This is a genomic window from Shewanella seohaensis (assembly GCF_023283775.1).
GTDB classification, from domain to species: domain Bacteria; phylum Pseudomonadota; class Gammaproteobacteria; order Enterobacterales; family Shewanellaceae; genus Shewanella; species Shewanella seohaensis.
In genome coordinates this window covers 100,954-116,734 of record NZ_JAKILE010000004.1, presented here as the reverse complement: position 1 = coordinate 116,734, position 15,781 = coordinate 100,954, and the positions used below count along the sequence as shown (strand labels likewise).

General features: G+C 46.9%; 15 protein-coding genes. All 15 read left to right on the top strand.

Features of this window, described 5'->3' with window-relative positions; translation table 11 throughout:
- Positions 1-77 precede the first annotated feature (77 nt).
- Positions 78-917, top strand: a complete 840-nt coding sequence (locus tag L2713_RS05985; protein WP_011716394.1) for a CheR family methyltransferase — start codon at positions 78-80, stop codon at positions 915-917.
- A gap of 144 nt (positions 918-1,061) precedes the next feature.
- Positions 1,062-1,466, top strand: coding sequence for a flagellar basal body rod protein FlgB (gene flgB, locus L2713_RS05980; RefSeq protein ID WP_011716395.1), 405 nt, complete (start codon positions 1,062-1,064; stop codon positions 1,464-1,466).
- Positions 1,467-1,468: 2 nt separating this feature from the next.
- The gene (gene flgC, locus L2713_RS05975; RefSeq protein ID WP_011622048.1) at positions 1,469-1,885 is read left to right on the top strand and encodes a flagellar basal body rod protein FlgC; all 417 of its coding nucleotides are present in this window, start codon (positions 1,469-1,471) and stop codon (positions 1,883-1,885) included.
- Positions 1,886-1,909: 24 nt separating this feature from the next.
- Positions 1,910-2,689, top strand: coding sequence for a flagellar hook assembly protein FlgD (flgD, locus tag L2713_RS05970; protein WP_109286359.1), 780 nt, complete (start codon positions 1,910-1,912; stop codon positions 2,687-2,689).
- Between the two features lie 62 nt (positions 2,690-2,751).
- Positions 2,752-4,113: a flagellar hook protein FlgE gene (gene flgE / locus L2713_RS05965; protein WP_109286360.1), complete on the top strand. Its 1,362-nt coding sequence runs from the start codon at positions 2,752-2,754 to the stop codon at positions 4,111-4,113.
- Between the two features lie 172 nt (positions 4,114-4,285).
- A complete protein-coding gene (gene flgF / locus L2713_RS05960; protein ID WP_248967282.1) occupies positions 4,286-5,029 on the top strand; it encodes a flagellar basal-body rod protein FlgF in 744 nt (247 codons plus the stop codon).
- A gap of 10 nt (positions 5,030-5,039) precedes the next feature.
- On the top strand, positions 5,040-5,828 hold the full coding sequence (flgG, locus tag L2713_RS05955; protein WP_011622052.1) for a flagellar basal-body rod protein FlgG: 789 nt from the start codon (positions 5,040-5,042) through the stop codon (positions 5,826-5,828).
- A gap of 12 nt (positions 5,829-5,840) precedes the next feature.
- On the top strand, positions 5,841-6,515 hold the full coding sequence (flgH, locus tag L2713_RS05950) for a flagellar basal body L-ring protein FlgH (RefSeq protein ID WP_109286362.1): 675 nt from the start codon (positions 5,841-5,843) through the stop codon (positions 6,513-6,515).
- Positions 6,516-6,526: 11 nt separating this feature from the next.
- On the top strand, positions 6,527-7,618 hold the full coding sequence (locus tag L2713_RS05945; RefSeq protein ID WP_011622054.1) for a flagellar basal body P-ring protein FlgI: 1,092 nt from the start codon (positions 6,527-6,529) through the stop codon (positions 7,616-7,618).
- Between the two features lie 17 nt (positions 7,619-7,635).
- Entirely contained in the window at positions 7,636-8,790 is a 1,155-nt protein-coding gene (flgJ, locus tag L2713_RS05940; protein WP_248967281.1) for a flagellar assembly peptidoglycan hydrolase FlgJ, read from the top strand.
- A gap of 40 nt (positions 8,791-8,830) precedes the next feature.
- Positions 8,831-10,756, top strand: a complete 1,926-nt coding sequence (gene flgK, locus L2713_RS05935; protein ID WP_248967280.1) for a flagellar hook-associated protein FlgK — start codon at positions 8,831-8,833, stop codon at positions 10,754-10,756.
- A gap of 11 nt (positions 10,757-10,767) precedes the next feature.
- Entirely contained in the window at positions 10,768-11,976 is a 1,209-nt protein-coding gene (gene flgL / locus L2713_RS05930) for a flagellar hook-associated protein FlgL (protein ID WP_248967279.1), read from the top strand.
- Between the two features lie 210 nt (positions 11,977-12,186).
- Positions 12,187-13,596, top strand: coding sequence for a flagellin N-terminal helical domain-containing protein (locus L2713_RS05925; protein WP_248967278.1), 1,410 nt, complete (start codon positions 12,187-12,189; stop codon positions 13,594-13,596).
- A 241-nt stretch (positions 13,597-13,837) separates the two neighbouring features.
- Entirely contained in the window at positions 13,838-15,241 is a 1,404-nt protein-coding gene (locus L2713_RS05920) for a flagellin (protein WP_248967277.1), read from the top strand.
- A gap of 115 nt (positions 15,242-15,356) precedes the next feature.
- Entirely contained in the window at positions 15,357-15,770 is a 414-nt protein-coding gene (locus L2713_RS05915; protein WP_248967276.1) for a flagellar protein FlaG, read from the top strand.
- The last annotated feature ends 11 nt before the right edge of the window (positions 15,771-15,781 follow it).

Here is a 15,781-nt window from a genome sequence, read left to right as displayed (position 1 = left end):
AGCGCTTTACGCTATAATCTAGCCCTTATTACATGATTGTTGGCACTTATTTGGGTGCTTGCTATAGGATCTAGGACGTGAATGTGCCTGACAAATCACTCGCTGAAGCCGAATATAATCAATTTAGGTTGTTCCTAGAACAACACAGCGGCATCGTACTGGGGGAAAATAAACAATACCTAGTACGTAGCCGTCTTGCTCCTTTGATGGGCAAATATAATCTGCCTTCGTTATCCGATGTGGTAAAACATTCGATGAAGCCCACGGAGCGAGCCTTACGGGCAGAAGTGATCGACGCCATGACAACTAATGAAACCTTATGGTTTCGTGACCGTTATCCGTTTGAGTTGCTCAATAATGTGTTGTTACCTGAATACAGTAAGTTGGGGCGTCCATTAAAAATATGGTCCGCTGCCTGCTCGTCTGGCCAAGAGCCTTATTCGTTGGCAATGACTATCTTAGAATATCAACAGAAGAAGCCGGGAGCTTTGCCGGGCGGCGCCTCGATTCAAGCAACCGATCTTTCGCCTTCGATGCTGGAACGTTGTAAAAATGCCGAATACGATAGTTTGGCGTTAGCGCGTGGCTTATCCGAGGAGCGTAAGCGCCAGTTTTTTGATGCTTTGCCCTCTGGCAATATGCGAGTTAAGGATAACGTTAAGCGTTTAGTCAATTTTCGCGCCCATAACTTACTTGAGAGTTACACCTTACTCGGCAAGTTCGACATTATCTTCTGTCGAAATGTGCTGATCTATTTTGCCCCAGAGGCAAAAGCAAAAATTTTGCGGCAATTCGCTGCCGCTTTAAATCCGAAGGGCATACTCTTTCTCGGTGCGTCAGAGTCGATTGCGGGTCTGACGGATGAGTTTGATATGGTTCGTTGCAACCCTGGCATCTATTACCAGAAAAAGACTTAATATTCTGAAATTAAATAAAAATTACCGACATGAGTCGGTAATTTTTTACCTCGCCAAACCCCATTTCTACACATTTCTGATAGTTTCTGTTTTTTGGCACATGAATTGCTTTATTCCCGTGAGAGTCACGATGGAGGCAATTTTATGGCGATTAATTTTGATAAGGCACTAGGTGTGCACCAATTCACTTTGGGGATACGTGCCGAACGTGCCGAAGTGATTTCAAGCAACATCGCAAACGCCGATACGCCACATTATAAAGCCCGTGACGTCGATTTTTCTGCGGCCTTAAATATTGCGAAAACCCAGCAACAGCAACGCAATAGCCTTGAGATGACAGGCGATGAGCAGCATTTTGGCCTCGCACAGTTAACGGGACAATACGTGAAGTTCCGTGTGCCAAATCAGCCAGATACTGGAGATGGCAATACAGTGGATATTCAACAGGAACAGTCGGCATTTATGCAAAATGCGCTCGAATATCAAATGTCTCTGGGATTTTTGGACAGTAAGTTTAGCGGCATGAAAAAAGCGCTGAGAGGGGATTAATCATGAGTTTATTTAGCATTTTTGATGTGGCTGGCTCTGGTATGTCAGCCCAGTCCGTCAGGCTCAATACCACGGCGAGTAACATCGCTAACGCCGATTCTGTTTCTAGCAGTATTGATAAAACTTACCGCTCACGTCATCCCATTTTTGAAGCTGAAATGGCCAAAGCGCAGAGCCAACAGCAAGCTTCTCAAGGTGTTGCAGTAAAAGGCATCGTTGAGAGCGATAAACCCCTATTAAAAGAGTATTCGCCCGATCACCCGATGGCGGATGCGGATGGTTTTATTTATAAGCCGAATGTGAACGTCATGGAAGAAATGGCGGATATGATTTCTGCCTCTCGCTCATATCAGATGAATGTTCAAGTCGCTGAAGCCGCAAAATCTATGCTGCAACAGACACTTGGGATGGGTAAATAACATGCGCGATTTAGGAGGTAAGCTGTGAGCCTCATTAACCAACTTAGCCAGAATACGGCTCAGACGACTCAAACTAAGAGCCAATCGAATACGGTAGCGACTAATACCACGAACACAACGAGTACATCAACCGGCAATCCATTTTTAGATGGGATCCGTTTGCCCAGCGAATCTGTTGTGCCAGAAGCAAAAGGTAAGCAGCTGACTCAAGAAGATTTTTTCTCATTACTCAGTCAGCAGTTGTCGATGCAGGATCCGTTTAAGCCTGTCGATAACGACCAGATGATTGCGCAAATGGCATCCTTTTCTACCGTGGATGGTATTTCAAAGCTCAATGATGAGATTGTTAATTTAAACAGCGTGATGACATCGAGTCAGGCGCTGCAAGCATCGGGATTAGTTGGACGTAAGGTATTGATCCCAACCGATACCGGCAATGTGTCAGCCGAAAGCCCCACCCTGAGTGGCGTGGTGAGTACGCCGGATAAAATTCCTGTGATTAACGTGCGTGTACTGGATGATAAAAATCAAGTTGTTAGCACCTTTAACATCGATGGCAGTGCTGGCGGCAATATCCCTGTGACATGGGATGGTTTAAATAAAAATGGTGATCCTGTCGGTGCCGGTAATTACACCATTAAGGCCAGCGGTCTTGTCGATGGTAAATCTCAAGAGCTTGCCGTTTCGACCTATGCCCACGTGACCAGTGTTTCTTTGGGCACAGCAAGCACAGGGGCGATTCTGAATCTTCGCGGTGGTGCAGGTATTAAGCTCTCTGATGTACTTGCGGTATCAGAAACCTAATTTGTCAGTATTGAGTTGGACCCAGGTCCTTAATTGAATTGAGTGAAATGTAGAGGTGAATTATGTCGTTTAACATTGCATTGAGTGGCATTTCTGCTGCACAGAAAGACTTAAACACTACCGCGAACAACATCGCGAATGCTAACACCATTGGCTTTAAAGAATCGCGTGCTGAATTTGCGGATGTTTACGCTAATTCAATTTTCTCTAACTCTAAAACCGCCGTCGGTGGTGGTGTGGCAACGAGCCAAGTGGCACAGCAATTCCACCAAGGTAGTTTGCAGTTGACCAATAACTCCTTGGATTTAGCGATTAAAGGAGGTGGTTTCTTTGTAACCTCATCGGAAATAGGCACTTTAGACCATCAGTTTACCCGCGCAGGTGCATTCAAAGTCGATAAAAATAATTATATGGTTGATTCTGCAGGTAATTACCTGCAAACCTTCCCAGTTGATAAAGACGGTAACTCAACATCGGTCAGTTTAACGACGGCAAAACCTGTGCAAATTCCTGATACAGCCGGTAGTCCAGTTAAGACTGATAACATCACAATGCAGATGAACTTAAATTCTAAGCAAAGTGCTCTGGATCCTGCAGCTTTTGACCCGTTGGATTCCAAAACCTATAACAGTGTGACCTCTCTGACGATTTATGACTCCCTCGGTGAGCCACATATTATGACCACCTATTTCGTGAAGCCAACGAATGGCTCTTATAATGGTGAAAACAACTGGGTTGCCTACTACGCAATTGATGGTAAGCAAGTGGATGTGTCTGGCCCCGCAGGGACTTATCAAACGGATACCAATGGTGATGGTACGCCAGATACACCTGCAACAGCCCAAACCACAGGCGGTTGGAAAGGTTCGGTATTAAAATTTAACGAAGTGGGTGTTTATACTGGTAGCGACCCTGCTGTCATAGCTACAGAACCCTTAGGGGTTGCTGGTGCGGGCGTGTTAGGCCCTGGTGCCGATGGTACTCAAGCTGTAACTATTAAGTTCAATGCGCCAACTCAGTTTTCGGCTCCATTTGCGGCCACCGAATTAACGCAGGACGGTACGACTGTTGGGCGTTTAACCAACGTCGAAATCGGTGAAGATGGTTTGATCACTGCCAGCTACTCTAACGGTTCAACCGTGGCATTAGCTCGTGTTGCCTTAGTTCGTTTTGCCAACGAGCAAGGTTTAACTCAAGTGGGTAACACCTCATGGAAAGCGAGCCTTGAGTCGGGTCCTGCGCTCGCGGGTGAACCCAACAGTGGTACCTTCGGTAGCATCAGTTCTTCGGCATTAGAGCAGTCCAACATTGACTTAACGACTGAGCTGGTGGATTTGATTTCGGCGCAGCGTAACTTCCAGGCTAACTCGCGTACCCTCGAAGTGAACAACACTCTGCAACAAACTGTACTGCAAATTCGTTAAGCTGATTTACTCCTTTTCTAAGTGTTGCCGCTGGCGGCAACACTTAGCCTCTTTTGGCCATATTGCCATTTCCTCATGATTTTCTCCCAATTTATCAGTAAATTAGCCATTAACTTTATTGGCATGATGCTTGCTTTGCTATTGTCAGGTTGAAAATTTGACGGAGCAGTCTGTGGACAAATTCCTCTACATATCCATGAGCGGAGCTAAGCAAAACATGCATGAGTTGGCATTGCGTGCCAACAACTTAGCTAACGCCAATACCGATGGATTTAAGTCGGACATGGCGCAAGCCAGATCGATGCAAGCCTTTGGTGAAGGATTGCCATCGAGGGTTTTTGCCATGGTCGAAACACCCTCCGCCAATTTTCGAGCTGGCCCCATCAAAACCACTGGGCGGGATCTTGACGTTGCCATTAAAGGTGATGGTTGGTTCGCTGTTCAGGCAAAGGATGGCAGTGAGGCCTATACCCGTTCAGGGAGTCTCAGTTTTGACTCGACAGGGCTATTGCATAACGACCGCGGTAATCCTGTGATGGGTGATGCGGGACCGATTGTGTTACCGCTGCCGATTGAAAAAGTCACCATCTCACAGGATGGCATTATCTCGGTACGTCCTCAGGGCGCGACAACGGAAGTGGTTGAAGAGGTAGGGCGATTAAAGCTGGTTAATCCTGGCAATGCACAAATGATGCGCGGTGAGGATGGACTGTTCCGTTTGGTATCGGGTAATCCGGCGCCAACCGATCCAAATGTGTTTGTTGAGAGTGGGGCTGTAGAGGGCAGTAACGTCAATCCTGTGGATGAGATGGTGTCCTTAATCGACCTACAGCGACAATTTGAATTGCAAGTGAAGATGATGAAAACCGCGGAAGAAAATGACCGCGCTTCTTCTTCATTAATGCGGATTAGTTAGGAGATAAATTATGCATCCAGCGTTATGGATTAGTAAAACTGGCTTAGACGCACAGCAAACCGATATTGCGGTGATTTCAAACAACGTCGCGAACGCCAGCACCGTCGGCTACAAAAAGAGCCGCGCAGTCTTTGAAGACTTACTCTATCAAACCGTTAACCAAGCGGGGGGCATTAGTGCCTCGAATACTAAGTTACCCAATGGGTTAAATATTGGTGCGGGTACCAAAGTGGTGGCCACTCAAAAAATGTTTACCCAAGGCAATATGCTGACCACGGATAACTCACTCGATCTGATGATTGAAGGCCCAGGCTTTTTCGAAGTGCAGTTACCCGATGGCACCACAGCCTATACCCGTAATGGTCAATTTACCTTAGATGATACTGGGCAAATTGTAACGCCAGGTTCGGGTTACGTTCTGCAACCTGCGATCACGATTCCCGATGATGCGACCAGCATTACCGTGTCTGCCGAAGGGGAAGTCTCGGTGAAAACACCGGGCACGGCGGAAAACCAAGTCGTGGGGCAGCTCAGCATGTCCGATTTTATTAACCCATCGGGTTTAGATCCTATGGGACAAAACCTGTACACCGAAACCGGTGCCAGTGGTACGCCTATCCAAGGCACGGCATCACTCGATGGTATGGGAGCGATTCGTCAAGGCGCGTTAGAAACCTCTAACGTGAACGTGACCGAAGAGCTGGTGAATCTTATTGAAAGTCAGCGGATCTACGAAATGAACTCTAAAGTGATTTCGGCGGTGGATCAGATGCTGGCGTATGTGAATCAGAATTTATAGAGGCACATTATCATGGCTAGATATTTTATATTGGCCGCAGCGCTCTTGCTTACGGCATGTAGCTCCACCTCCAAGAAGCCGATTGCAGATGATCCTTTTTATGCACCGGTTTACCCTGAAGCGCCGCCAACCAAAATTGCCGCAACGGGATCCATTTACCAAGATAGCCAAGCGGCCAGTCTCTATTCGGATATTCGCGCCCATAAAGTGGGTGACATCATCACTATCGTGTTGAAGGAAGCGACTCAGGCGAAAAAGAGTGCGGGTAATCAGATCAAAAAAGGTTCTGACATGTCGCTCGACCCTATTTATGCCGGTGGTAGCAATGTGTCGATTGGCGGGGTTCCCCTCGATCTGCGTTACAAAGACAGCATGAACACTAAGCGGGAATCCGATGCCGATCAAAGCAATAGCTTAGATGGCAGTATCTCCGCTAACGTAATGCAAGTGCTTAATAACGGCAACTTAGTGGTGCGCGGCGAGAAATGGATCTCCATCAATAACGGCGATGAGTTTATCCGAGTGACCGGCATAGTGCGTTCACAGGATATCAAACCTGATAACACTATCGATTCAACCCGTATGGCCAATGCGCGTATTCAATACAGCGGTACTGGTACCTTCGCCGATGCGCAAAAGGTGGGCTGGTTAAGCCAGTTCTTTATGAGCGATTGGTGGCCCTTCTAAGGAGTCGTATCATGAAATTGAAACTGATTTTAGCGGTTGCCATGCTGGCGTTTTCACTTCCTAGCCAAGCAGAGCGCATTAAAGATATTGCCAATGTTCAAGGGGTTCGTAGCAACCAATTGATTGGTTACGGCTTAGTCGTCGGTTTACCTGGAACGGGTGAGAAGACCCGTTATACCGAGCAGACCTTTACCACCATGCTGAAAAACTTTGGGATTAACCTGCCTGATAATTTCAGACCCAAAATTAAGAACGTGGCCGTGGTGGCAGTGCATGCGGATATGCCGGCCTTTATCAAACCTGGTCAAGAATTGGATGTCACAGTATCAAGCCTAGGTGAAGCGAAAAGCTTGCGCGGCGGTACCTTATTGCAAACTTTCCTTAAAGGGGTTGATGGGAATGTGTACGCGATTGCGCAGGGCAGTTTAGTGGTCAGCGGCTTTAGCGCCGATGGTTTGGATGGTTCTAAAGTCATTCAAAATACGCCAACCGTGGGTCGTATTCCTAACGGCGCGATTGTTGAACGTAGCGTAGCAACGCCATTTTCGACTGGCGATTATTTGACGTTTAACCTACGCCGCTCTGACTTTTCGACTGCGCAGCGTATGGCCGATGCAATCAATGACTTGCTAGGCCCCGATATGGCGCGGCCATTGGATGCGACCTCTGTGCAGGTTAGTGCTCCAAGGGATGTGTCACAACGGGTGTCCTTTTTAGCCACACTCGAGAATATCGAAGTGGAGCCTGCTGATGAGTCAGCTAAAGTGATCGTGAACTCCCGTACAGGCACGATTGTGGTTGGGCAGAACGTCAAGTTATTGCCAGCCGCGGTGACACATGGTGGCTTGACGGTAACTATTGCCGAAGCGACTCAGGTATCCCAACCTAATGCGTTAGCGAATGGTCAAACGACGGTGACGAGCAACAGCACAATCAACGCGAGCGAAAGTAATCGCCGTATGTTTATGTTCAATCCTGGCACGACCTTAGATGAGTTAGTGCGAGCCGTAAACTTGGTGGGCGCGGCCCCTTCAGATGTACTTGCTATCCTCGAAGCGTTAAAAGTGGCAGGTGCTTTGCATGGTGAACTTATCATCATCTAATTTCTGTCGGGAAAATCATGGAAAAGCTTTCAAGTTCATCACATTTTCTTGATCTGGGCGGGCTCGACTCCCTGCGCGCCCAGGCTCAGAAAGATGAGAAGGGCGCCTTGAAAAAAGTCGCCCAACAATTTGAAGGCGTTTTTGTGCAAATGCTGATGAAGAGCATGCGTGATGCCAACGCAGTGTTTGAATCCGACAGCCCACTCAACAGCCAATACACTAAATTTTATGAGCAAATGCGGGACCAGCAGTTATCCGTCGATTTATCGGATAAAGGTGTGCTGGGCCTTGCAGACATGATGGTGCAGCAATTATCCCCCGAGTCGAGTCAGTTTACGCCCGCATCCGTGCTGCGTAATGACGGTGGTATGAAGCTGCAACATGATGCGAAGGCCTTCAATATTCCAGCTCAAGCAACCTCGGCTGCTGAAACTCAAACTGCGGCTACGCCAGTAGTTGCGGCGCAAGGCGTGCCAGCATCGATTGCGCGCCCAAGTGTTGATGCGGATAACGCCGAGGGCGTGACGTCCTCCTTAGATATCGATAGGCCTGAGCGCTTGCTGGCCATAGATACGCCAAAGCCCGCTTGGTCAGAGCAACCCTTATCGCCAATCGAACCTGTGATCAGCGGCCAAATCTTGCCGACGGCGGCATTTAGGGAAACCCAAAAGACCCTCAAATTTGGTAGTCGGGAAGAGTTTTTGGCGACCCTCTATCCTCATGCAGAAAAAGCCGCCAAAGCCCTTGGCACTCAACCCGAAGTGCTCTTGGCACAGTCAGCCCTTGAGACGGGCTGGGGTCAAAAAATTGTCCGTGGCAATAATGGCGCGCCCAGCCATAACCTGTTCAACATTAAAGCCGATCGTCGTTGGCAAGGTGATAAGGCTAACGTGAGTACCTTGGAATTTGAGCAGGGTATTGCCGTTAGACAAAAAGCCGATTTTAGGGTGTATGCCGATTTCGAGCACAGTTTTAACGATTTTGTTTCCTTTATTGCTGAGGGTGAGCGTTATCAGGCGGCGAAGAAAGTCGCGGCGTCACCAACTCAGTTTATTCGAGCATTACAGGATGCTGGCTATGCCACCGATCCTAAATATGCTGAAAAAGTCATTAAAGTCATGCAGTCCATCAGCGAAGAGCTGAAATCGATACTGCCAGGAGAAGACAAATGATCATTCTTCATAGGATGTTAGTGTTGGGGAGTATCGGCTGATGGCTATCGATCTATTAAATATTGCCCGTACAGGCGTGCTCGCATCCCAGTCACAACTGGGGGTGACCAGTAATAACATCGCCAATGCCAACACCGCGGGTTATCACAGACAAGTGGCGACGCAAACCACGTTAGATTCACAACGTCTTGGTAATAGCTTCTATGGCACAGGTACTTATGTCTCTGATGTTAAGCGTATTTACAACGACTATGCTGCACGCGAATTGCGGATTGGCCAAACCACGCTGAGTGCGGCCGAAGCGAGCTACGGCAAGTTGAGCGAGCTTGACCAAGTCTTCTCGCAAATTGGCAAAATAGTGCCACAGAGCTTGAACGATTTGTTTTCAGGGCTAAATAGTTTGGCGGACTTGCCAGCGGACTTGGGCATTCGAAGCTCGACTTTAAACGATGCCAAACAATTGGCGAACAGTTTGAACCAGATGCAGTCGACGCTGAACGGACAACTGACTCAAACTAATGATCAAATCACAGGTATGACGAAGCGCATCAATGAGATCAGCACTGAACTTGCTAATCTAAACCTCGAGTTGATGAAGTCGCCGAACCAAGACGCCATGTTACTGGACAAGCAAGATGCATTGGTACAGGAGCTGAGTCAGTACGCGCAGGTGAATGTGATCCCCTTAGAAAACGGGGCCAAAAGCATCATGCTCGGCGGCGCAATTATGCTGGTTTCGGGTGAAGTCCCCATGTCGGTCAGCACTGCGACGGGCGACCCTTTCCCGAATGAACTGCAGTTGATGTCGAGCATCGGCTCTCAAAGTGTACGTGTCGACCCTAGTAAGTTAGGCGGTCAGCTCGGTGCCTTGTTTGACTATCGTGAACAAACTCTAGTGCCTGCGGGGTTGGAACTCGACCAACTGGCCCTTGGGGTTGCCGATAACTTTAACAAGTTACAGGCGCAAGGATTCGATCTTAATGGCCAAGTGGGCGCCGATATCTTTAAGGATATCAACGATCCACTGATGTCTATTGGCCGTGTGGCTGGATTTTCCGGCAACACAGGTAATGCGACCTTAGGTGTCAATATTGACGATACGAGCGCTTTATCGGGTGGCTCCTACGAGCTGTCTTTTACGGCGCCAGCCACCTATGAACTCAGAGACACGCAAACCGGCACTATCACACCGCTCACCTTAAATGGCACTAAGCTCGAAGGTGGCGCGGGATTCTCTATTGATATTAAAGCCGGCGCCATGGCCTCTGGGGATAGATTCGCGATTCGTCCAACCGCGGGAGCGGCGAATGGTATTGAAGTGGTGATGACAGATCCCAAAGGCATTGCCGCCGCTGCGCCCAAAATCACCCCAGATGCAGCGAACTCAGGCAATACTCAAGTGAAGGTCACGCAAATTACCAACCGCAGTGCGGCAAACTTCCCAACAACGGGGAGCGAACTCACCATTCAATTGGATACCACGGCTGTGCCGCCAACCTTTGAAGCCTTCGATGCCAATGGTACATCCCTTGGCGCTCCAGCGGCATATACGCCACCCAGCATTAGTGCGTTTGGCTTTACCTTTGAAGTCGATAGCAGTGCGGCGGCTGCAGGCGACAAATTCACCTTCGATTTATCCTTTGCCGAAGGGGATAACACTAACGCCTTGGCAATGGCCAAACTCAGTGAAACCAAGGTGATGAATGGCGGTAAATCGACGCTTGCCGATGTGTTTGAACAGACCAAGCAAGATATCGGCAGTCAAACCAAAGCGGCCGAAGTCCGAGTCGGGGCGGCTGATGCAATTTATCAACAGGCTTACGCCAGAGTAGAGAGCGAATCAGGGGTGAACTTAGATGAAGAAGCGGCAAACCTGATGCGTTTCCAACAGGCTTACCAAGCGTCTGCGCGGATCATGTCAACCGCCCAGCAAATTTTTGACACCCTACTGACCTCAGTGCGTTAGGAGAAGTGACGATGAGACTATCAAGTGCGCAGCTCTTTAATCAAAGCATTAGTAGTGTGCTGCAAAAACAAACGGCCACGAGCAAGATTTTGGATCAGCTCAGCAGTGGTAAAAAGGTCAATACCTCAGGGGATGATCCGGTTGCGGCTTTAGGTATCGATAACCTGAATCAACGCAATGCCTTAGTCGATCAATTTATGAAGAATATCGACTATGCCACCAATCATCTTCAACAAACTGAAAGTCAGTTAGGCCAAGCGGATACCTTAATATCCAGTATGAAAGATTTGATGTTACAGGGTTCAAACGGCAGCCTAACATCTGAGGAGCGGCAAACTATTGCCGATGATTTGCGCAAGAGCCTTGACCAGTTATTGACGATTGCGAATACCAAAGATGAATCGGGCAATTATTTATTTGCGGGTAACAAGACTGATACTTTGCCATTCCAATTTGATGCCAATGGGAAAATTGTCTATCAAGGTGATTCTGGTGTCCACAGTGCGATAATCGCATCAGGTATACAGCTTAATACCAATGTTGCCGGTGATACCGCATTCATCAAATCCCCCAATGCAATTGGCGATTATAGCGTCAATTATTCGTCATCCCAGCAAGGGGAGTTCAGTGTTACCAGTGCAAAGCTTGACGGTGTAACGCCTTCACTTTCCGACTATAAGATTAATTTTTTAGATGATGGTGCGGGTGGTATTAATGTGGAAGTCACTGATACTGCTACCCCTGCGAATGTGATTTCAGCCGCAGCACCTTTTGACCCCTCCGCATCAATCAATTTTGACGGCGTTAAGCTAAGCATTGAAGGTGAGCCAAAGATTGGTGACAGCTTCACCCTTCACCAAGAAGCTGAAGTGAGTATTTTCGACACCTTTAGTAAGGCTATCGATCTATTTGAGAATGGAGCTGAAGTACAAACTCCTTCAGGTCAATCAGAGTTGGCACAGTTATTGAATAATGTTCAGAGTGGTGTCAAACAAATCAGTCAGCAACAAGGCTTAGCAGGCAACAGTTTAAAAGTACTGGAAAAATATACTGATAAGCATACTGATGAAAAGTTGATCAACACCTCGGCGTTATCCAAGTTGGAGGATGTCGACTATGCCACTGCGATTACTGAATTTGAAAAGCAACAACTTGCGCTCAATGCGGTATCCAGTGTGTTTAGTAAAGTGGGCTCAGTATCGTTGTTTGACTATATCTAGAGCCCGCCTCGCCCAAAACAACAGAGTGCGCCACTTTTGTAAAAGTGTCTCTGAGTTTAATAGGGCAGGTTTTAGATATGGGTAATTAAACCAACGCTTAAGCATTTTAAGCAATATTAAAGTGTACAAAGCAAACCAATATTCTTGGAAAGTAACAAGATTTAGCCAGGCTTCCACGTCTTGGCACCCAACTTAGAAGAGGAATGTAACATGGCTATTACTGTTAATACCAATGTGACCTCATTGAAGTCACAGAAAAACTTGAACGGCGCCAACAACGCCTTGCAAACCTCCATGGAGCGTCTGTCATCTGGCCTGCGTATTAACAGTGCCAAAGACGATGCCGCTGGTCTGCAAATTTCTAACCGTTTGACCAGTCAAATCAATGGTCTTGATGTCGCACAACGTAATGCTAACGATGGTATCTCGATTGCACAAACCGCTGAAGGCGCGATGCAAACATCTACCGACATTCTGCAACGTATGCGTGATCTATCGTTGCAGTCAGCTAACGGTTCAAACTCAACTGAAGACCGTGCAGCTATGCAAAAAGAACTTGCTGCATTGCAAACAGAGTTGACCCGTATCGCTGATACCACTTCTTTTGGTGGACAAAAATTACTTGATGGTACTTACGGTACGCAAAAATTCCAAGTTGGTGCCAATGCAAATGAGACCATTTCAGTGTCTTTGATGGATGTGGCGGCAAATAAGATTGGTAATAATTCAATTAGCGGTGCAGGTACCAAATTTGGGGTTGAGGCTGCAACAGTATTGACTCAGGGAACGACTGCTGATGCAGCATTTACTGTTAACGGTAAAGTTGTTGCGATTACTGCTGGTGATAATGCTGCAACAGTTGCAACAAATATCAACAAGTCAGGAGCGGGCGTTAAAGCGGAAGCGTCGGTTACGACAACTCTGTCAGGTTTAAGTGCGGCTGATACTGGTACGTTTTCAGTCGTTAACGCCGATGGCACCAAAGATAGTTATGATTTAGCTAACTACAAAGGTGATGCAAAAACACTCGCGACAGATCTGGGTAAAGCGGGTTATGACGTGAGCTATGATGATACTACTGGAACAATTTCCTTGACTGCTAAGGGGGTTGCTGGGGTTGAAATTGCAGGTTACGGCGGTGGTACCACTGCGAAATTAGGTGGCCAAGCTGCGGGGGCTGCAAACGCGAGCAAAACAGCATCACTGACATTATCATCATCCGAAAAATTTAGTGTTTCTGGTACAACAGCTAACGAATTGCTTGGCGGTGGAGTTGTGGCAGCAGGTGGTAGCTCAACACTAAATGCGGTGAGTAAGATTGATATCAATACTGCGAAAGGTGCTCAGGATGCACTTGAAGTGATTGACGCTGCAATTGCAGGTATTGATAGTAGTCGTTCTGATTTGGGTGCTGTACAGAATCGAATGAGCTTTACAATCAATAATTTGAATAACATTTCGACTAACGTATCTGATGCCAGAAGCCGAATTCAAGATGTGGACTTTGCGAAAGAAACTGCCACTATGACCAAACAGCAGATTCTGTCACAAACCTCATCTGCGATGTTGGCACAGGCGAATCAACTTCCTCAAGTAGCATTGTCACTACTCGGTGGTTAATTGTTCATACTATAGTTATACTCTCGTTATTACTTGAGTTTTATATAAAGCTAAAAATGCCGATTCTTATCGGCATTTTAATTTTATGATATTTAAGTAAATTTCTCGATTTTGAAGAAATTTCTAAAAAGTAGCTAAAGTTCGTTCCTCCTTTGCCGTTACAGTGAATGTAACAAGTTAAGCTTCGCCTGGCTGAACAGCTCAGGCAGTTGTCTACCAGGTAATATGAGGAACCTATATCATGGCAATTACTGTTAATACCAACGTGACCTCGCTGAGTTCACAAAAGAACTTGAACAACGCCAACAGCGCCTTACAAACATCTATGGCACGTTTATCATCTGGCCTGCGTATTAACAGTGCCAAAGACGATGCTGCAGGTTTACAAATCTCTAACCGTTTGACCAGTCAGATCAACGGTCTTGATGTTGCTCAACGTAACGCCAACGACGGTATCTCTATTTCGCAAACCGCAGAAGGTGCGATGCAAACGTCTACCGACATTCTGCAACGTATGCGTGATCTATCATTACAATCAGCTAACGGTTCAAACTCAACTGAAGACCGTGCATCTATGCAGAAAGAAATTGCATCTTTGCAGACCGAATTGACTCGTATCGCTGATACCACCTCTTTCGGTGGTCAAAAATTACTTGATGGTACTTATGGTACGCAAAAATTCCAAGTTGGTTCTAATGCCAATGAAACCATCTCAATTTCTTTAGGTGACGTTGCTGCTAACAAGATTGGTAACAACTCAATTAGCGGTGCTGGCACCAAGTTTGGGGTTGAAGCTGCAACAGTGTTGACACAAGGCACTACAGCTGACGCAGCATTTGCTGTTAATGGTAAAGTTGTTGCGATTACTGCTGGTGATAACGCTGCAACAGTTGCTGCAAATATCAACAAGTCAGGTTCGGGTGTAAAAGCTGAGGCATCAGTCACGACTACTCTGTCAGGCTTAAGTGCGGCTGATACAGGTACCTTCTCTGTTGTTAACGCTGATGGCACTAAAGATAGCTATGATTTAGCTAACTACAAAGGTGATGCGAAAAGTCTTGCTACCGATTTAGGTAAAGCGGGCTATGACGTGAGTTATGATGATAGTACTAGCACTATTTCTCTGACTGCGAAAGGCGTAGCTGGTGTTGAAATTGCGGGTTACGGCGGTGGTACCACTGCGAAATTAGGTGGTCAAGCTGCGGGTGCTGCGAACGCAAGTAAAACTTCATCACTGACATTATCATCATCTGAAAAGTTCAGTGTTAAAGGTACTACTGCGAATGAATTACTCGGTGGTGGCGTTGTGGCTGCTGGTGGTAGCTCTACTTTGAACGCGGTAAGCAAGATTGATATCAATACCGCACAAGGTGCTCAGGATGCGCTGGCAGTGATTGACGCTGCAATTGCAGGTATTGATGGTCAACGTGCGGATTTAGGTGCAGTACAAAACCGTATGAGCTTTACTATCAATAACCTGAGTAATATTTCTACCAACGTATCTGATGCTCGTAGCCGAGTACAAGATGTGGACTTTGCGAAAGAAACTGCCACTATGACCAAACAGCAGATTCTGTCACAAACCTCATCTGCGATGCTGGCACAGGCGAACCAACTTCCTCAAGTGGCCTTGTCACTGCTGTAAGCGAAGTAAAGGTTTTCGTTTGACTGGGCAGAGGGAGGGCAGTTTTGCTCTCCCTTTATTGTTTTAGTGTTACCGCATCTGTTGTATGGCCGATGCAAAATATAGGAAACACGATATGAGTGACGTAACATTAAATGCAGGCCTTGGACTGCAATCGGTAGTGAATGCGGCAACCAAATCGGCTATCCCTCCACAACAGATAGTTGTTGATACGGCTACAAACGTTAAAAATGGTGTAAATTTTGCTTTAAATTCCGATGTTGTCAATGCGTTGGCAGATACAGCTAATGTAGATCAACAAGAAGAACAAACATCTCTGACTCAAGTTGCAAGTTCATTGACTGAAACCATGTCAATGATGAAAAAAGGGCTAGAGTTTAAAGTAGATGAGCTTGAAGGTTTACCAGTCGTGAGTGTCGTGGATGTGAACTCTGGTGAACTGATCCGCCAAATTCCTTCAGAAGAGGCTTTGGCATTGGCTGAAAAGATGTCGGAAATTGCTGGCGTATTGATGAAAACAGAGGCCTAAGTCAACAAAGA